The following is a 19,518-nucleotide window of genomic DNA, read 5'->3' as shown; positions in this document are numbered from 1 at the left end:
CAGTACAAGAAGGTCATCATTCGGAAGAGGGGCGATCGTTATGAATTGGTTAAATGAACTCTATAAAATAAATAAACGGGAACCGAAAAAGGAAATCGAACGTTCTTTGGTTAACGCCATCTTCCGAATTTACGACCGGTTCCCCCGAATCGGCCTTAGAGAGCGGATCGGACAGCAAGAAATGTCTCTCGATATAGCTGATGCTTATATCCATGGACATAACGCCATGATTGAAGCTGGTGTCGGAATCGGCAAGTCTTTTGGGTACCTGATTCCGAGCCTGCTCACGAATCAAATGTCTCAAAAACCCGTCATTATAGCGACATCTTCCATTCAGCTTTCGGAACAGATACATAAAGATTTAAGGATCATTGGCAGCCGGTTGGGGTTCTCAACGGTTCGCTCCGTTGTTGGGAAAGGCATGGGTCAGTATGCCTGCCGAAGCAGGGCAGCGGAATTGATCAGTCTTGATGATGCAAACTCCTCCGTATCTACCCTTGCCCAGCGCATTTTAGATTATGAAATTGATGAAAGAGCCGATATTAAAGCTGGAATTAGCGATGCCGAATGGTCCAACGTTTCCGTGAATGATTGCAAATTTGAACGTTGTCATCATAAAAATGCATGTTTGTTTTACGATATGAGAGCAAAATTGAATGCAAAAGCTCACGAGATTGATTTTATTATCGTGAACCAGGACCTGCTCATACGGGATTTGATGAAGAAAAAAGAAGGAACCAAAAGCATCATCTCGGAACAGCCTGCTCTAATCGTCATTGATGAAGCGCATAATCTGGAAGCAAAAGTTCGGGATGCCAGAACGCTTGAGTTCACTTATCGGGGAATCTGCCGCATTCTGGATACCACTGTGCAGCTTCTCACGAAGCAGTCCGGGGATAAGGGGCTTTTTTCACAATCCAATTTCATAAAAAAATGTGCCCAGCGTATATTCCAACAGGTAAATGCGGATCTGCTCCACCATGCCAAGCAGGATAACGACCGAATCAAAGTGTCGGAAATCAAAGGAATACCGTTAAACCAAGTCTTAAACGATTTAAAAGATCTCAGTCTGCGCCTTTCCATTTTGACCTCCCGCCACGAACGGGAAATAGATGACGCTTTTGAAGCCATAAATGGGCTTATTACCCTCATCAATGTCTTGGCTAAAATAAAGGATAACTACCTCCTATGGGCGAGCAATCCCCAAGGAGTAGCCACGGTCAGCATCTGTCCCAAAGATATAAGCCAATTTCTGAAATACACTTTATTTAATGGCAAGGTACCTGTAATCCTAACATCAGCAACGCTGTGCCAAGGCGGGGATACGCTGGAGGAACAATATTCTTATATGACGCACTCCCTTGGTTATAAGGGAGATTTCCTAGAGCGCCAACCCTCCCCTTTTGACTACACCAACCATGCCATGATGTACATTTCGAACAAAGTTCCCTATTACGACCATGACCAGCGCGAAAACTATCTTGAAGCAGCTTACAACGAAGTGGTTCAACTCTGTAATCTAACTCAGGGAAGAACAATCGTCCTTTTTTCAGCAAAGGAGGATATGAAGTACATTCATAAGAAGTTGAGTTCAAGGGCTAATGAATATACGTGGGCACTCCATGTTCAAAAAGAGGGTTCTTCCCAGGACAGTGTTATCGCTGAATTCAGGAAAAGCAAAGGTGTACTCTTGGGTACAGGTGTATTCTGGGAAGGCGTGAATATCGAGGGTTCTGACCTGTCACAGGTCATTATTTTCCGTCTACCCTTCCCTGTTCCTTCGGATCCTGTTTATGAATATAAGGCATCTGTAACGGAGAATTCGTTTATAGAGGTGTTTGTACCGGATATGCTTCTGCGGTTACGCCAAGGAACTGGACGCTTGATCCGCAGTGAAACGGACCTTGGCATACTCAGCATACTTGACTCCCGTCTTAGCGCTGCTGCAAAGAAGAGTTACCGGGAAAAGGTGCTGGAAACGTTGCCGTTCAAAAAAGTGACGGAGGATCTTTCGGTTGTGGAGAAATTTGTGCAAAATAAGGGGATACGACGTACGGATTAGAAGTGGTACAACCAAATCATGGTAACTGCTCAAATCAAATCACATGAAAAAGCCCTTCCGCCCATCAAGCGGAAGGACCCATTTCAATGCTGGAAGTAAGATATATGCTACAATATATTCCAGAGCTACGAATCCCAAAGGAGGCATTTACATGGTTGAAAGACCAACTACAGATGAATATGCAGCTTATTATGGAGGTTATATCCGGCTTGTTCCTGAAGGAAACATCATTGAAAAGTTGGAGCAGCAGGCCAACATCGTACAGACTTTACTTTCTTCATTAACAGAGGATCAAGGAAATTATCGTTACGCCGAAGGCAAATGGAGCGTGAAAGAGGTCATCGGCCACCTTTTGGATAACGAACGCATCATGAGCAGCCGATTGCTTCGCATTGCCAGAGGTGACCAAGCGAATCATCCCGGCTACGATCAGGACGTGCTTATGCAGACCCACCCTTTTAATATGTATACCCTCGCCGATTTGAGCGAAGAATATGCCGTCACACGCCGCTCAACCATTCTTATGCTTCGTCGCCTCACGCCGGAAGCTTGGCTCTGTAGAGGGATCGTCAGTGAGAATCCTGCTTCAGCTCGATCGATTGCATTTGTTATGGCTGGACATGAGCTCCACCATTTATCAGTACTTCGCGATCACTATTCGCTGGATGTGCAATTATAAAATTCACTCGACTGCCGTTTTGAATTGCATCCCCATTTTGCTAGAAGAAAGACTTTGAACCTTCATTTTCTGTAGGATCAAAGTCTTTTCTCATCAGCCCATTTATCGATCAAAATGAATCAGAAGTGCATCCTCTATCAAAGACAACGTGGAATAATGATTCAGAATCGGAATGTCCCCATTAAACTCAATGGGCAGTACCACATAGCTGGACTGAAAATAATCCGATCCGTTCCAGCGATCTGAAAAGTATAGGTACTCCTCTTCTGATCGCTTCAGCACAAATGCTGGTTGCGTTCGGTACGTCGTTTCATCGCCAAAATCGCTGAGCATCCCCCATGGTCCATCCATCGTATCAGCCATCGCGTACTTTCCTTGATTGGGTTCCCAACCCGTGCAAAAGGAGCTTATCATATAGTACTTCCCTTTTCGTTTAAAGACGGCTGGCGCCTCTCGATATTCCCCCTGCCACAACTTCCCAACAAGACTTTCGACATTAAGGTAATCTTCTTGAAGGCGATAGATGTGAAGATCCGCATTGTCTCGGGCAGCTGAAATAAAATATGCCGTACCGTCATCATCCTGAAAGAGTGTGCAGTCACGTGACATATAACCATACGGATTAAAGCTGCCATGATAAACGAAATGGCTATCTGGAAAATCAGAAGTGGCTATGGCGCACGCGGCATCATTGTAATTGTCACCATTCTCATAGTGGACCCAGAGGACGAACTTTTTTGTCACTGCGTTGAAAAGTACTTTAGGTCGTTCGAGATTTACCTTTCCGCCTTTGTCATTCATTAATCTCAGATTCGTCCGAACTCGAATGGGTGCAGCTGGCGTAGAGGTCATCAGGATATGGTTCCGAAACTCCCAGTTGAATAGATCCCTGGAACGGTAACAACTAACATAAATATCGTCTCTCCGATCTTCACCATACCAGTAATAATAATCGTCATGGAATAACATATGTCCACCATGGGCATGAATCGGTTGACCACTGAGATCCTTCCAGATGGTACCATTGGTTAATTGATTATTCTGCACTTGTTCCAAATATCTTCACCTCCCATAGTCTTGGCGTGTACCAATTGTTGGGGTTGTTATGAAGTGCCGCATTTTGCATATTAATTCGTACGTATCTGGCAGCAGTGCTCGATAGCGTATCTGATGTGAAACCGTAAGATGTATTATTGGTTCGATCCAATGCCACGGTCCAGTTCACATTATCCGTACTGGTCTCGATTTTGTATTTATAAAAACCTTCGGAGCCTTTTTGCATCCACCAGGAGATTTGCACATTATTCAATTGTTGAACGGAGCCGAGGTCTACCTTCCACCAATGTGGCCAGGAACTGCCTGTGCCGATCCATTCGGTTTGATAGTTACCATCATTAGCATAACTTGCCGGGTTCGTTCCGGTAGCCGTTTGCGCTGTTGCAGGTTTACCTTGCGACAGCAGTTTTCCATTCTGAACGGGAACGACAACATCATCACTTGTGTTGTACAGGACTTGATCAAAATAATCATAAAATGCGTAACCATCGGAGAACCAAACGGGAAGCAGTCGTTCCTCCGTTGTTCCATTTTGCGTACCTGCCCAGCCGAACATCCAGCGATATGCAACCATAACCACGTTGTTGCCCGTGTTTGGCTTCACACGCATGACGGAACCCGACTGCGCCGAGAAGGTTGACGTGTTGCCAATCGTTCGTAATTCAGACCAATCGCCGTCTATGCTTGTTGCTGAAGAATACAAGGGTATGCTCGGATACCAACCTGCCGCTTGGGAAGAGAACAAGTAATAAATGCCATCTTTTTTGATCATTTTGGGCAGTTCCCTGTGTTGATTTTGGTAAATAACTGAAACTTGATGATCCACATCCAGCCAATCGGAGGTCAATTTATACAAAATCGTGTCCGAATTATTATTGGCCGTAGAGATCAGATACGCCGAATCATCGTCATCTTTGAAAATGGAGATATCTCTGGACTCGTTTCCTTCCGGTCGAAAGCTTTTGTGAAATGTAAAGTTTTCTCCAGGCGTAGCCGAAGCTACAGATACCCTGGCAAGTGTGTAGTCTGTACTGTTTTCATAGTGAGCCCAAAAAACGAATTTGTTCGTGGGCGCATGGTATAGGATATTAATCCCCTCAAATTTAGAATTCGCCAGATCGGGATGATCCGTGTAGGAAAGAACCACTTTGTCGTTACCGTAAGTGATATCATCCGTTGATGTCTGTTGAATCATTTCACCAAAACCACCTGATGATTTTTGTACGAAATTGAATCTGTAGTAGGTATCCCCCACTTTTAGTTCATTCGGAAGCATGAGCGTTGATTGCGTTGTATTATCAAAAGTTGTGAGGTTTTCTGGAAGGCTGTAAGGGGTATATTCTGGTGAGACAGCGGAGGCAATGAAGGAAGTTCCGCCATATGCCTTCACTTGGTATTTGTACGTGCTACCTATGTTGAGGTCATAATCGTCCGTCGTTATACCGGTTAAGGTCTGTAATAAAGTATAGGGCGCATTGTTCTCGGATCTGTACAACTCGTATGCTGTGGCTCCCGTTACAGGTGCCCAATGGATTTTGGCGTTGGATACTTCGGATTCGTTCTTCAACACAAACAGTGTTGCAGCAATATGGGTCTCTTCGCCAGCGGCAGCGTGAACGGTCTGAGCTGAGGACGTTAATTGAAGTGTTAACAACATCAATACAATGGCGATAGCAATCCACGATTTACCTTTGATCATGTCTCATCATCTCCTTTTTTAGAAGACCAACCTTCCTGTTGCCGGAAGGCTGATCCTGGTTGAAACTTGACTTTATTTCAGATTCATCAGTGTCATTACATCTGTCTCGCTGGCTTGGTTGTACCATTCGTTAACTTCTTCGATAACGGTGTCTCCGCCTTTTTCATGCCACTGTTTGACAAAGGTATCAAATGCTTCAAGTGGCTCATTGCCATATATGATTTTGGTGAAAGTCTCTTGTTCCATGGTGGTCAACTGTTCCCACACATTTTGCATCGTCGGCGTTGGTGGACCGTTAAACTCATTTGGCAGTAAAACATCCCTGTTTTCATACGAAATCCGGTATCCGTCCTGTGTCGTTTGATCCTTTGAAGCGCTCTGAATGAGGACGCCTGTGTCGGCTTCGACACCGTTCGCCAGATCGAAGTACGATTTGCCGGGACCGTCAACACTCGGTGTATTTTTGGTAAATGCCATTTTCCCAACGCCTTGCACAGCCTCTAATGGCGTATTGAATTTCGTTGGATCGAAAGTGACTTCCTCATTGACGATATCGTAATCGTATCCCTGAGCGTAGCCGTATTTGAAATCTCCCGTGCTGAACGCAGCATCGTACATTTTATCGTAGTACAGGAAGAAGGCTTCCATGTTCTGAAAGTCCTTGTTAAACATGAACACGCCATCGTTCAACTGTGCGGACTGATAGGTCTTATCACCGTTCACGCCTTGAATGGTCGGATAAGCACTAATTTTCGCACCATTCACATTTTTCTCCACGTCTTTCACACTGTCGTAAAGCCAAGGACGACCAATGATGATGCCTGCTTTCCCCTCCGTGAAATCGGATAGTGCATCCCAGGCCCCTTGAGTGGCCAATTCTTTGTTCAAATACCCTTTTGCATACCAATCGCGCAACTTGGCCAGTGCCTCTTTGTTGCCATCAGCCACAGATCCATAGGTGAGTTTGCCGTTGTCGTTATGCCATTGTCTTGGAAGGTGCTTGCCTGTGTATGCGCTGAAAATCATAACCGGATCGCTAACCCAGCCCGTATTGTAGGAATCTTTACCCGAAAATGTAAAACCATATGTGTCTTTCTTGCCGTTCCCGTCCGGGTCCTCATTGGTGAACGCCGCGATGACTTGCTCAAACTCTTCAATCGTTGTTGGCGCTTTCAAATTCAATTTGTCCAACCAGTCCTGGCGGATCAGCATGACTTCGCCTTCCGTCAGATTGGGCGCGATTGCCATCCCGTAAACCTTGCCTTCTCTAACCACTGGATTGAAGGTTGTTGGGTATTGTTTGTATATGTCTTTAATCCGATCAGGCATGTAGGTTGAGATGTCTTCCGTAATTTCTTTGACCTGTCCCGAATCGATCAGATCATTGACCAGCATGGTGTCATAGACGGGCAGAACGTCTGGTAGTTTCTCTGAACCCGTCAGTGCCAGCCGCAGCTTGGTATTATATTGTGAAGCATCACCTCCCAGCAGGGTGGTTTGGATTTTGATACCCAGGTTTTGTTCGCCCCAACGGGTCAATACATTGTCATTCAACGTCTCACCATTGATGTATTTTCCAGCATTCTCATCCTGTTGTTTGGCGATCGTGATCGTAAACGGCGGATCATATTTTCCATCCTTGAGCACCGATGCCGGTGCGGTCTCGGAAGCACTCTCCCCTTTGCTGCAGCCAACCACAAGAACAGCCGATATCATAACCATACTTACCATTTTCCATAAATCAGTTCTTTTCTTCATGGAAACATGCCCCCTTCACTCAAGCTCAATTTGTTTTCTATATAAGTCAACTAATTGAATATTTACACTGGCACTTCGATGACAGAACAACCTTCCGATCGCTGTTATTCCCAGAATTTTTTTATTCACTTTTACAAAGGTGAAATTCTGGTAATAAAGGCGAACGCTCCGCTTCTTCAGGTTATTTCTGTCCTCTCCGTTATCGTGTAAATTTTAGTTGAACTTATAGTAATCCAATTTCGTCATCCTAACTATTCTTTTACGGCTCCTAGAACGATACCCTTCACGAAATATCGTTGTAAAAAAGGATAGACCAAAATGATCGGCAGCGTACTGACAAAAATTTGAGCTGCTTTGATACTTTGCTCCGACATTGCCGCCACCTCGGACTGGCTCATCGCCATATTTTGCATATTGCTCTGCACGACAACAGTCTGTAAGAACGAAGCCAGCGGATACTTACTCGCATCCGACATGTACAAAATCCCGTCAAACCAGGAATTCCAGTGCCCCACCATAATGAACAAGGATACGGTCGCTATGCCAGGCAGAGATAACGGCAAATATATTTTGCTGAGGATCACGAAAAAGGACGCTCCGTCAATGAATGCTGCTTCTTCCAAGGCTTTTGGAATTGTTTTGAAGAAATTAACGAGAAGAATCAGATTATACGCACCGAAAGCACCGGGAAGCACAAGTGCCCAGATGGTGTCCTTCAATCCAAGGGCTGTTATCAAAATGTAAGAAGGGATCAATCCCCCTGAGAAGAGCATGGTAAATATAAAAAACCACATGAGCATGTTGCGGCCCCGGAATTCCTTGGACAGGGCATAACCTGCACAGATCAGGATGAACATGCTGATGCACGTACCCAGAACCGTTCGAATGATGGATGTCAGCATGGCGCCGTTGAAATTGGAATTGTTGAACGTTTTGATATAGGCATCCACATTGAACCCGACCGGCCAAAATGACACCATATTACCGCTTATGGCGGCTTTACTGCTTAGTGATTGTGCCAACAGATGAAGTAGTGGAAGAAAACACGCCAGACCAGCCAGTATCATAAACGCGTAATTAAAATATGAGAATACTCTATAGCCTGTCGTCTTATGGTACATGATTCATCTCCCTCCTTGTTAGAATATTTTGTAATTGGCGTATTTGTAGGCCAGCCTGTAAGAGACGACGATCAAGATCAGACTGATCCCCGATTTAAATAGTCCTACAGCGGTCCCGAATCCATATTGTCCGTTTAACAAGGATGAACGGTAGACATAGGTGTCAATGATATCTCCCGTACTGTAGACTAGCGGATTATACAGATTGAAGACTTGATCAAAACCCGCATCCAGAATATTCCCCAGACTCAGTGTAGAAATGACGATGATCATGGGCAGCATGCTAGGCAAGGTGACGTATCGAATTTGCTGCCGGCGTGTGGCACCATCGATCTCAGCCGCTTCGTAATAGGAAGGATTAATTCCCGCAATGGTCGCCAGATAGACAATCATGCCAAAGCCGAAGCTCTTCCACACATCACTGACCACAACCGTGAACCGAAACAGATCAGGATCACCCAAGAAGTAAATGGGATCGTTGCCGAAAACCCTTGTTAAGATGTGGTTGATTCCCCCGTCTAAACCGAGAATGTCGATCATTAACCCCGCGACCGTGACCCAGGACAAGAAATGCGGCAGATACACCAGAGTCTGTACACTTTTCTTAATGCCCATATTTCGGACTTCACTCAGCAGAATAGCCATGACGATTGGAACGATAATACCGACGATTATTTTGGAAACGGCAATGATCAGTGTGTTGATTATGGCTTGCGTTGCTTCTTTGTACTGGAAAATTCGTTCGAAATTATCTAACCCGATCCACCTTGAACCTCCGATGCCCAGCCATGGTTTGTAGTCCTGAAATGCCATGAGCAAACCTACCATCGGGCCATAAGAAAAGATGCAGACAAACACAAAAGCGGGAATACACAGTACATACAAAGGCCAGCTTTTCTTGATTTCCTTTTTGAATGAAGTTCGCCGGGGAATCTTTGGTTGTGTTTTTTTTGCAGATCCGACGGGCACAGTCTCGTTAATGTTGCATACCTCCTCTATGTTGGCTCTTCGAATGTAATCCTCGCAATTAAGCTTAACAAAAGCGCTTTCACTCCAAAATGCCAAAATTTCAAGATCATCACCTCATCCTGAATCAATTTTTAAACCGCTTTCATTTATAGCGGATGCTGCCCTTCCGCTTTTCGAAGGTTTGGCTTATATTAAAGTTAATCCGATAGGGAGTTTAAACTTCTACGTCTTGCGATATGAAAGGAAACGCATATGATCCGAAAAATGTATATGAAGCGATTCTTCTATTTTTTTGTTTTTTTTCTGCTGCTGACGTTGAGTTTGTTTTTCGTGATGAACCGATTGAGCTCCAAGACACTTGAGGAGAATCTGATCGGTGCCTCCAAAAATCAGCTTGATTATGTGAAAGGTATTCTGGACGGGATTATCTACGAGGCAAATATGTACGGGGTTCAGTATGCGGCTGACAGTGATGTCCGGTTTTATCAGAGGCACGTTATTGAACTGAGCAATTACGATTCCCAAATGAAGAAAAATGATATCGTTGATCGTTTGCGGCAAACACTCCTTTCCAGTCGATCCATTGAATCCATCGGCATTTACTGGAAGGCTGAAGAAACATTTCTATCCACGAACAATACACCGGAAGCGAGACTTCCGTTCAAGGATGTTCATCAACGGGGATGGCAAATCGTCGGTAACAGTTTGTATTACTTCGCCCTCTATCCTTACATTCAAAAATCTGGGGAAAATGAACCGACTCAGTACGTCGTTGGTGTAAAGCTGAATACGGATTATTTGAAAAGCCTGTTGAAAAAGGCCGTGAACAACGATAGCTCAAATGCTTTTTTTCTGTTTAATCCACAGCAGTTATGGAGTGAGAAAGAAGTCGAGAATGATCTGTTGAAAGCGGTTACTGGAATGGTTTCACCCCAGCCAGAAGTAACTTCCAAATATGATTATCATACCAATTCGGACGATTACTATGTTCTTTCCCGATATATTGAATCGATTGACGCCTACCTGATTACATATACAAGGACGAATGATTTTCTGCAACCGCTTGATCGCAATCGTAAAGTTTTCTTTGCCAGCATCTTAGCCGTCTTCACGCTTGGTCTGGTTGTGATATTTACGTTTTACCGGAACTATTATCGTAATATCCGTTTGCTCGAGAGAAAGTTCTCACAGGTTGAGCAAGGCAATCACAATACGCGCATTACCGAAAATACGGGAAAAGAATTTTACAGTCTGTTCAGAAGTTTTAACCATATGGTTACCGAAATCCAGGATCTGTTCATGTCATTGAAGACTGAAACGGAACTAAGACGAAGTGCGGAACTTCAACAACTCCAAGCTCAGATTAATCCTCATTTCCTGTACAACAGTTTGTTTTTCATCATGTCGGTGGCCCAGTTTTCACCTGATTCTGTTATGCGCATGAGTAAGCATCTAGCTGAATATTATCGTTATCTAACCAAATTGGACCGGCATGAGGTTACGCTGGAAGGCGAACTCCAATTTGCGGAACATTTCCTGATTATTATGGCTCTCAGTAAAAAAATGAAGTACAGCATTGACCTACCCTCAGAACTGGCCTCCCTTCCTCTCATGCCGCTTATGATCCAGCCAGTGGTTGAGAATGCCATCCAACATGGAATTGAAGGACAACAAGGTGCACATCGGGTGTCAATTGTTGTACAACAGGCAGATTCTGCGATAACGATCAAGGTATCCGATGATGGAAAAGGTCTTTCGCTGGGCGATATCCGTAGCCTGGAGGCTCTGCTTGAGAGCGATACCCCGCCTGAAGGAACGAGCGGCGTAGGGCTCTGGAATGTGAATCTACGTCTGAAAAATACGTATGGTGAACGTAGTGGTTTACATTTTTCTACCAATGATTGGGGTGGCTTGTCTGTCTTGCTGCTCATCTACTTTCCCGAAGAGAGAGGAGAAAACGAATGCGATTATTAATCGTGGATGACGGACATTACGTTGTTGAGTATATGAAGCACTTGCTTGATTGGAAAACCTACGGTATCGATCAGATTGAGACAACAACCAATTCGCTTGAAGCCAGAGACATGTTGAATCAACGCCACATCGATATTCTGATTACGGACATTCGAATGCCTGAGGTCTCGGGCATTGATCTGCTTCAACATATCCACCAACATAGCTTGCCAACCAAAGTCATCATCCTTTCCGGCTACTCCGAATTCGAATATGCGCAGCAGGGAATCCGTCTAGGTGCACTCGACTATCTGCTTAAACCTGTAGACAAAGATGATGTGGAGAAAGCCATGTCTAAAGCCATCAAAAATATCATAAAAACACGCCCTGTTCAACCTGTCACATGGGAGAACTTTGATGGTTTGGCGTACCTGCTTTCGCTTCTTGGAGCAAATGAAACCTTAAAGAAGGAGTATGAAGCCTATACTGAATTTTTAGAAGATTATCGTTTGTGCTGTTTTAAAATGGACGGATTCACACAAGAGCATGAGGATGATATAAAACGTGCTGTCGGAGACAAATTGGATCGTCTCGTATGGACAGCGGGAACCCGATTAATTGCTTTTGTTCCAGAAGAGATTGCTGGGAAACTACAAACCACATTGGAACACTCAGTCGTATCCTCTCCTTTTTCGTTGACCGATCGAAACATGACCCGACACATATTCTATGGGTTCTTTCTCCGTGAGGACGTACACGCTGACGACTTCATGAGTACGATTCCCCCCTTTTCTTCATGCAATGATTGGGAGTCAGCCAGAAACATTATTAAAACCTATGATCGAATCCATCTCCGAAAGCAAAAGATCATCTTTCTTGTGGAGACCATCTCTTATGTATATCTAGCGGATAAGAATCGGAATGCATCTGAAACCGCAGATTGGATATTTAATCGTATACAAGATCCTGATGAACTATGGTCAACCCTCTTCGATCGGGTCAACCAGATTAGAAACAATAAACAGATGTCTATTCAAACCATCGTCGACAAAGTGCAAACGTATATTGAAGATCATCTTTCACACGCCCTCAGTCTGGATGAACTGGGAAAAGTTGCACATCTCCATCCTGTCTACCTGTCCAAACTGTTTAAACAGGAGACAGGAGAAAATGTGTCAAACTACATTTCAAGGAAAAGGTTGGAGAAAGCATCCCGACTGTTACAAGACTCTGAACTTCGTGTAAACGATATAGCGCAAATGGTTGGTTACAGAAAAAACCAATATTTTATCCAGTTGTTCAAAGTGGAATACGGGGTTACGCCTTACCAGTACCGCAGAAATATGATCCATCAATGAATTCGTATGAATTGAATTGGGTTAAACTACCAAGCGAGTTCAGATAAATAGATTATGATTCGCTTGGGATGCTTGTCCTAAATAGTAACCGACCCCACCAATGGTAACTTCGTCTATTAACTCTTCCCGCTGAATGCCCATTAAATCCATGGACATCTGGCAGGCTACTAACTCAGCCCCTTGTGCGATAACGGACTGTAGCAATTCTTCTAATGAAGGAACATTATTATTTTTCATCAGACCACGAATAATCTTTGGACCAACACCAAGCATGTTCATTTTGGACATGCCAAGTTTTTGGCTACTGCGGGGTAACATGATATCAAACATCCGGCCGATCATATTTTTGGATACAGCTTGTGTCTGATGCTTCCGAATCACATTCAATCCCCAAAATGTGAAAAACATGGTCACTTTACGTCCGCTGGCTGCAGCCCCATTCGCAATAATTAGAGACGCAATGGCTTTATCCAGATCGCCGCTGAAGACCACCATTGTGCTTGAAGTATCGATGTTAGGAGAATCCATAACGGAATGTGCAGCATTCTTGGTCATAACAGCCTCAATCGTACCACTTTTGGAGCGTTCCAGCTGTAAGAGCGTCGAACCAGACATGGTTGCCCATGCTTTCACATCTTCGTAGAATCCCGGATCGGAAGCTTTTACCCTCAAGTTCTCTCCATCGGACAGTTGATCCATCTTTTGCTTCACTTGTATTAATGGGCCCGGACAACTTAAACCGCATACGTTCAACTCATGATCGATGCGTTGTGGCTGTTCAGAAGTCGATTGGACCGGACCATGATTGACAGAAGAAATCGGCGCAGGCTTAAACTGGGCTTGACGATATGTTTTGTAACCCCCACTCAAGTTTTTTACGCTGAAGCCATGTTGCCGCAAAATTTGTGAAGCCGTGTATCCACGCAGACCAACCTGACAGTATACCCAAATGTCTTTGGAGATGTCTAATTCATTTAACCGGTGGCGAAGTTCATCCACTGAGATATGGATTGAACCTGGAATATTTCCATTCTGATGCTCCAATTCACTGCGCACATCCAGCAGGATTGACTGCTCCGGCTCACGTTCGGACAGCTGATCATAGGTGAATGTCTCAACACGACCAGCCAGGATGTTCTCTGCTGCATAGCCGGCCATATTGACCGGATCTTTTGCAGATGAATAAGGTGGTGCGTAACTCAATTCAAGCTCTGCCAAATCTCCAATGTGGCCTCCAAAATGAATGGCTACTGCAATGTCATCAATCCGTTTATCCACTCCGTCATATCCAACGGCCTGTGCACCTAATATTTTACCTTCCGGAGTAAACAGCAGTTTCAGAGTAATCGCGGTGGAACCGGGATAATACGATGCATGTGAGGCAGGATGCACAATTACAGTGCGATATTCAACACCCAGACGCTGCAGTGTTTTTTCATTACTGCCTGTCGTAGCACCTGTTATTCCAAATACTTTAATAATGGATGTCCCTTGTGTTCCTTTATAGGTGGAACTTAATCCGGCAATTCGGTCAGCAACAATTCTTCCTTGTTTGTTGGCTGGTCCAGCAAGCGGAATAGCTGTCTTCGTACCGTGAATGGTTTCAGTTACTTCGATGGCGTCACCAACAGCATAGATGTGTGGCACATTGCTTTCCAGAGCTTCATTAACAATGATATGCCCACGTGTACCCAGGGCAACACCGCTGTCATGCAGGAAAGATGTATCCGGCGTTACCCCGATCGCAAGAATAACCAGGTCGGCTGTCAGAACATGATCATCAGCAAGCTTTACTCCAATGCCCTTCTCTAGAGAATGAAATGCCTGAACACGCTTGGAGAATAGCAACTTCACACCATTCTGCTCCATTTCCTGTGCCAAAGATGCTGCCAATTCAGGATCAAATGGGGTGAGCAGTTGTCCATTACCCTCGATTAACGTTACATCCAATCCGGCTTCCTTTAAGTTTTCTGCCATTTCAACACCAATAAATCCACCGCCTATAACAATTGCTGTTTGGTTGTTAGATGAATTTACTTGTGCTTTGATCCGGTCAATATCAGGAATGTTGCGAACGGTGTATATAAGTGAATGATCTATACCTGGCAAATCAGGAATGATCGGTTTGGCACCAGGAGACAAAATTAACTCGTCGTAGCTTTCGTCATATTCACCCCGTTCTTGGCTGTTTATCCGAACGGAACGTTTCTGCGGATCAATTGCAACGACCTCGCTTCTTGTGCGCACATCTATGTGAAAGCGATCCGCCATCCCTTTTGGAGTCTGTACCAGCAGACGCTCTCGATCTTCAATTGAGCCACCAATATAGTAAGGTAAGCCGCAATTGGCAAATGATATATAGGGGCCTTTCTCAAAAATTATAATTTCGGCATGTTCATCCAGACGGCGCAGACGTGCAGCGGCAGATGCACCACCAGCTACACCTCCAACAATCAGTACTTTTTTGCTCATGATTCACATTCTTCCTTTCCAAACAAAGTAATAATAATCTGTTCAATCCGTTGATCGGCAAGCACATAATTCACTTCTAGACCATTCCGTTCAGTAGCGACAATACCTGCACTGCGAAGCTTCTGCAAGTGCTGTGATACGGTTGATTGGGGCAGGTCCAGACATTCTTGCATGTATGAGACATTACATTTCTTTTTTAACATCAGTCCACGCACAATGCATAAACGAATTGGATGAGCTAAAGCTTTCAGCAGATTGGCTGGTTCATCGAACTGTTTGAGAGTATTGATATCAAAAGCGGGAGTCGTCAAAAGTATTCCTCCTAAATCGTTATATCGTAATAATACGATGTATTGATATGAATGTCAAATCATCTCGCAGACAGTGCCGATATCCATTTATGGAAGACAACCTGAGGCGGTTGTTAGTGAGCAATGCATAGGAATCATTCGTTTCCTAATATTTAGTAAATTTTAAGCGAAATAAAAAAGCCGCCAACTTTGGCGACTTGTCTTGTATCTTTTTATTAGATTGCCTTCGCGTATTCCTAATTATTGTTCAGTCAATTGACCGCAGTCTCCGCGACGTCCATACGATGCTGGATAATAATATAGTCGGGATTCATGCTAGATAGACCTTCCATGGAAAGTGCTTCTCCTTCTTCACTTTAGATCAAACATGACTCCCAGTGAGAAATCCTTCTTAGTTCAACTCATTCCTTAAACACTTTTTTAGAAAATTACACATGTTCTCCATATGAAATCGACTCAAATAATTGACCAAATACAGGTACTAGTTTAGTTGTATACCAATTTATATCAGTTACTTTGTTATAACTTTCTACATCAAGGACTTTTCGATTGATATCAGGACTCATCAGTATGGTACCGTTCTTTTTAATTAAAAAAGTGCCCCCTATATTTGTGTCCTTCCAAGTCATAGCGACTCCAATTAATTCTCCTTGATTATCCTTTATAGCTAAAATTTTTAGTAACTCATCTGTAGGAATACATTTGCGCTGCCAGTTAAAGTCATCCTCGTCCCCAATGGGTAAAAAAGTTACTTTTCCTTGATCGTTATATGACCAGCCGAATTCTTCTAGTTTACGAAGAATCGTCATTCTTGAGATTTGCTTTGATAAGCTGATTTCAATAGATGCTGAAACAGACATGCAAAATCCCCCTTATCTTTACACACACTTCAACCTGATCTCCAACACATTAATCTATAAAAAAATATTTCCCTGAGTGCAAATCTTCTATTTCTTGAGAAAGTCTTTTAGTACGTGGCTTCATATAATTTTGAGCTTTTTGCAAAATATCTGTATGCCCACCTTGATCATACAATATTGTAGTAGATAACACTTGTACAATATAAAGGCTCGATTGAGTTGCCATCCATTCAAAAAAATCAAAAAACTTCTCAATTAGTTCTGTGTCATCATTTTCACGAAGCAATCTTTCAACGTAAGTAGCCACTTCATCACCAAAAAACACATGTCCTAGAAACTCTTGATTTAAATCCAGATGTTCTATGTAATAATCGTGGAATTCAGGGAAAAGTCTTAGGAACTGATTGATTAAAATGTCACTATCCATTCTCCAGCCTCCTATCTACTATTTCACTTAATATAGTATCATCTGCAGACCAATTTTCGTTTGTTCTACTGTTCTTTTCGTTTAAAAAACATCTTTCCAACAATAAGTCCCATACCAGATGAACATATCAGATAGCCAAAGAACAAAAAAAGTAAATAAACACCATGAAGATCTGCAGGAATCTGCTTTAAGCCTTCAAACCAAGCAGAACGAAAAGGATACAGGAGTGCTACCCAAATGATCAGCAAGAAAAGAAGAAAATTAATGATTTTCAGCACAATAACGATCCTTTCAAGTCCGAGTGGAAACAATCGGAGATATACGTTGCATCTTTTTTTCGTATACCTTACTCCTGCCCGTACAATATTAGTTAGCTTATGTATTAGAGTTGCTATGTTGAATCTATAAATCTAATTATACTAGTAAACATTAGGGGATTTCTTATTCTTCAGTGAGTATAACAAATAAAGGTAATATACGCACACAAAATTAATCATGAAAGACGCCATCCTAAAGGAAACAACTCGCTGGTAACCAACGTTAAAGTTAAGTGAAAAATTCGTGTCTTGCTTTAAGTTCGTGACGAAGATGGCTACAGCAAAATAAGCCCTTTCTTTTATCAGAGCGGGCTCATTTGCGTTTCGCGATAGCGCTTTATGCTTACTTACTGGACACCTGAAGCGTTCTCAGGCAAAGTTGGGCTCTGCTTTTTCTTCTTTCTTGGCTGTCCTTTCCAGGATAGGTACGTCCAAATCCGTAGGACATACTCAACCGGCCCATTGCTAAATTTCTTGAGATATAGTGGGCTGAGCCACAACTGAATGCCGTAGACAGCAAGCGCAACAATCGCTCCGATGAACACGCCAGCACGGCCAAATAGTCCCAGACCGTAACCATAAAAAACGGTCGTACAGATGACGCTCTGCATCAGGTAATTGGTCAGCGAAAGACGGCCGACCGCCTCGAACCTGCTCATCAGGCTAGAATGGCGGCTTCCCGCGTACAACAGCGCAAATGCATATATGTATCCGAGTGCAAGCAGAGTTCCCCCAAGCGTCCCGCCAATTCCGATTCCGAGCCATCCTCCCGCACCTAATTTGGGTGCCAATTCACTATATGCTTTGAGAAGCAAACCAATTGGAATCAAAAACGAGGCACGACGAAGATACGCATGTCTCATGGCCTGGGGATCGTTAAACGTACCCATTCTGGCGGCATGCATGCCGAGCAGGAACATCGATATCGTCATAAGTGGGGCCAATATTAGGGCTATTAGGGCGTATGATACCTCCAATTCCCCACCAAATGGATCGCCGTTATTGCTGAAATCCCTGATCTCCGCATAGGTGCCACTACCGTATACATCCTGACTTTGAATGATATAGTTATTCATATGAGTGGACTCAATAGATAGCGGGTTCATCGGATTGGATGCCGGGAGACCAAGTAGCCCTGCTCCGACAAGTAGCAGTACCGCCCATATGAGCAGCGTCTTGGGTTTCCGATTCAGGAACATCAGCAGGAAGAAACCGAGTACGCCGTAAAACGACAGGATGTCCCCTTCCCAAAGATAGATTATATGCAGCATTCCGATACCAAACAGTAATAGAAAACGTCGAGCCAGATGACACTTTGGTCGCAAATCTCTTGATTTAAGACTTTCTGACAGTTTAATCATTCCGAAGCCAAACATAAATCCAAAGATCGGCATAAAACTACCCACCACAGTGATTAGCAGGAACGAGAGGAAAGCCTGGTCTGCACCGCCGATCCCGAACAGTTGGGGTTTACTCTGGCCGAACATTCCATATTGAAAAGCCAGCATATTCGCCATCACGATGCCGGCCAGACTGAATCCGCGCAGTCCATCAATTAATTGGATGCGCTTTGTTGATGTACTCAATCCATCACCTCTGTCTATAACATAAAGATCAGTTCTACATAGTAAAAAAGTCGCTAATTTAGCGACTCTTAATCGGAACACCTTAAAGGGTGACAATGATTGGACCATTTTTAGTAAGGATAATCGTATGTTCGATTTGAGCTACATAGCTATTTTTAGTAGCAAAGGTCCAGCCGTCTCCTTTTTGGTAGACTTCTTCTTCTGAAGTTGAGATAAACGGCTCGAATGCGATAACCATACCTTCTTTTAACAATTCATCATCCGATGGATCGTTATAATTATAGATGTGATCAGGTGCTTCGTGTATCGCACGTCCAACACCGTGTCCTGTAAGGTTTTTAATAACCGTTAATTCATGCTGTCTTGCTGTTTGGAATACGGCTTTTCCGATTCCGCTTTTTTTGGAACCCGGTTTTGCTTTTTTGAGACCTGCTTCAAATGCTTGTTTAACAACGTCACATATTTTCGTTAACACTTCTTCGCCTTCGCCTACGACAAAAGAGATTCCGGTATCTGCAAAATAACTGTTTTTGGAGCCAGACACATCAATATTCACGATATCGCCTTCTTGAATAACCCGCTCCCCCGGAATACCATGTGCCACTTCTTCATTAACACTAATACAAGTATAGCCTGGAAAATCATACTCACTTTTTGGAGCAGAAATGGCACCTGCTTTCTCAAAAAGCACTCCGGCTAAATCGTCAAGTTCTTTAGTTGTTATACCTGGAACTGTTTTTTGTACCAATTCATCTCGAATAGAGCCGACGATTTTACCAATTTCCTTCAAACCATTAAAGTCTTCTTCTGTTCTTGCGATCATATTTTCTACCTCACTATCTTTTATCATCCATTGATTACATAAGTGTTATCTTTTCGCATAACTCAAG

General features: G+C 43.5%; 16 protein-coding genes. 4 read left to right on the top strand and 12 right to left on the bottom strand.

Annotation, left to right across the window (positions count from 1 at the left end; genetic code table 11):
• Nucleotides 1–40: 40 nt before the first annotated feature.
• Together FS628_RS27105 and FS628_RS27100 are read left to right on the top strand one after the other, a co-directional pair.
• Entirely contained in the window at nt 41–2,062 is a 2,022-nt protein-coding gene (locus FS628_RS27105; RefSeq protein ID WP_145326127.1) for an ATP-dependent DNA helicase, read from the top strand.
• A gap of 151 nt (nt 2,063–2,213) precedes the next feature.
• Nucleotides 2,214–2,741 carry a DinB family protein gene (locus tag FS628_RS27100; protein ID WP_145326125.1) on the top strand — a complete coding sequence of 176 codons (528 nt, stop codon included), beginning with the start codon at nt 2,214–2,216 and terminating at the stop codon, nt 2,739–2,741.
• 102 nt (nt 2,742–2,843) lie between these two features.
• Here FS628_RS27100 and FS628_RS27095 read toward each other — a convergent pair whose 3' ends face one another.
• From FS628_RS27095 to FS628_RS27075, 5 genes are all read right to left on the bottom strand, one after another.
• A complete protein-coding gene (locus FS628_RS27095) occupies nt 2,844–3,788 on the bottom strand; it encodes a family 43 glycosylhydrolase (RefSeq protein WP_260871215.1) in 945 nt (314 codons plus the stop codon).
• On the bottom strand, nt 3,778–5,496 hold the full coding sequence (locus tag FS628_RS27090; RefSeq protein WP_145326121.1) for a discoidin domain-containing protein: 1,719 nt from the start codon (nt 5,494–5,496) through the stop codon (nt 3,778–3,780). The genes FS628_RS27095 and FS628_RS27090 overlap by 11 nt, the downstream gene beginning before the upstream one ends.
• 72 nt (nt 5,497–5,568) lie before the next feature.
• Nucleotides 5,569–7,254, bottom strand: coding sequence for a hypothetical protein (locus tag FS628_RS27085; protein ID WP_145326119.1), 1,686 nt, complete (start codon nt 7,252–7,254; stop codon nt 5,569–5,571).
• Between the two features lie 251 nt (nt 7,255–7,505).
• Nucleotides 7,506–8,375, bottom strand: a complete 870-nt coding sequence (locus tag FS628_RS27080; RefSeq protein WP_062325227.1) for a carbohydrate ABC transporter permease — start codon at nt 8,373–8,375, stop codon at nt 7,506–7,508.
• Nucleotides 8,376–8,393: 18 nt separating this feature from the next.
• The gene (locus FS628_RS27075; protein ID WP_260871213.1) at nt 8,394–9,440 is read right to left on the bottom strand and encodes an ABC transporter permease; all 1,047 of its coding nucleotides are present in this window, start codon (nt 9,438–9,440) and stop codon (nt 8,394–8,396) included.
• A 156-nt stretch (nt 9,441–9,596) separates the two neighbouring features.
• Here FS628_RS27075 and FS628_RS27070 point away from each other — a divergent pair, with 156 nt between their 5' ends.
• Both FS628_RS27070 and FS628_RS27065 read left to right on the top strand, forming a co-directional pair.
• A complete protein-coding gene (locus FS628_RS27070; protein ID WP_145326117.1) occupies nt 9,597–11,318 on the top strand; it encodes a sensor histidine kinase in 1,722 nt (573 codons plus the stop codon).
• Nucleotides 11,306–12,655: a response regulator transcription factor gene (locus FS628_RS27065; protein WP_145326115.1), complete on the top strand. Its 1,350-nt coding sequence runs from the start codon at nt 11,306–11,308 to the stop codon at nt 12,653–12,655. Before FS628_RS27070 ends, FS628_RS27065 begins: the two co-directional genes overlap by 13 nt.
• Nucleotides 12,656–12,694: 39 nt before the next feature.
• Here FS628_RS27065 and FS628_RS27060 read toward each other — a convergent pair whose 3' ends face one another.
• The 7 genes from FS628_RS27060 to map all read right to left on the bottom strand — a co-directional run bounded on the left by FS628_RS27060 (nt 12,695) and on the right by map (nt 19,451).
• Nucleotides 12,695–15,127, bottom strand: coding sequence for an FAD-dependent oxidoreductase (locus FS628_RS27060; RefSeq protein WP_145326113.1), 2,433 nt, complete (start codon nt 15,125–15,127; stop codon nt 12,695–12,697).
• Nucleotides 15,124–15,438 carry an ArsR/SmtB family transcription factor gene (locus FS628_RS27055; protein WP_145326111.1) on the bottom strand — a complete coding sequence of 105 codons (315 nt, stop codon included), beginning with the start codon at nt 15,436–15,438 and terminating at the stop codon, nt 15,124–15,126. Before FS628_RS27055 ends, FS628_RS27060 begins: the two co-directional genes overlap by 4 nt.
• A gap of 428 nt (nt 15,439–15,866) precedes the next feature.
• Nucleotides 15,867–16,298 (bottom strand): hypothetical protein, encoded by a 432-nt coding sequence (locus FS628_RS27050; protein ID WP_145326110.1) that lies wholly within the window; start codon nt 16,296–16,298, stop codon nt 15,867–15,869.
• 49 nt (nt 16,299–16,347) lie between these two features.
• Nucleotides 16,348–16,725, bottom strand: a complete 378-nt coding sequence (locus FS628_RS27045; protein WP_145326108.1) for a DUF7674 family protein — start codon at nt 16,723–16,725, stop codon at nt 16,348–16,350.
• Between the two features lie 65 nt (nt 16,726–16,790).
• Complete coding sequence (locus tag FS628_RS27040) at nt 16,791–17,003, bottom strand: hypothetical protein (RefSeq protein WP_145326106.1); 213 nt, start codon at nt 17,001–17,003, stop codon at nt 16,791–16,793.
• 386 nt (nt 17,004–17,389) lie between these two features.
• The gene (locus tag FS628_RS27035; RefSeq protein WP_145326104.1) at nt 17,390–18,628 is read right to left on the bottom strand and encodes a DUF418 domain-containing protein; all 1,239 of its coding nucleotides are present in this window, start codon (nt 18,626–18,628) and stop codon (nt 17,390–17,392) included.
• Nucleotides 18,629–18,710: 82 nt separating this feature from the next.
• Nucleotides 18,711–19,451: a type I methionyl aminopeptidase gene (gene map / locus FS628_RS27030; protein WP_145326102.1), complete on the bottom strand. Its 741-nt coding sequence runs from the start codon at nt 19,449–19,451 to the stop codon at nt 18,711–18,713.
• Nucleotides 19,452–19,518: the final 67 nt, after the last annotated feature.

The organism is Paenibacillus xylanexedens (assembly GCF_007676705.1).
GTDB lineage: Bacteria > Bacillota > Bacilli > Paenibacillales > Paenibacillaceae > Paenibacillus > Paenibacillus xylanexedens_C.
The sequence above is the reverse complement of the archived record's forward strand: the minus strand, read 5'-3'. Positions and strand labels throughout refer to the sequence as shown.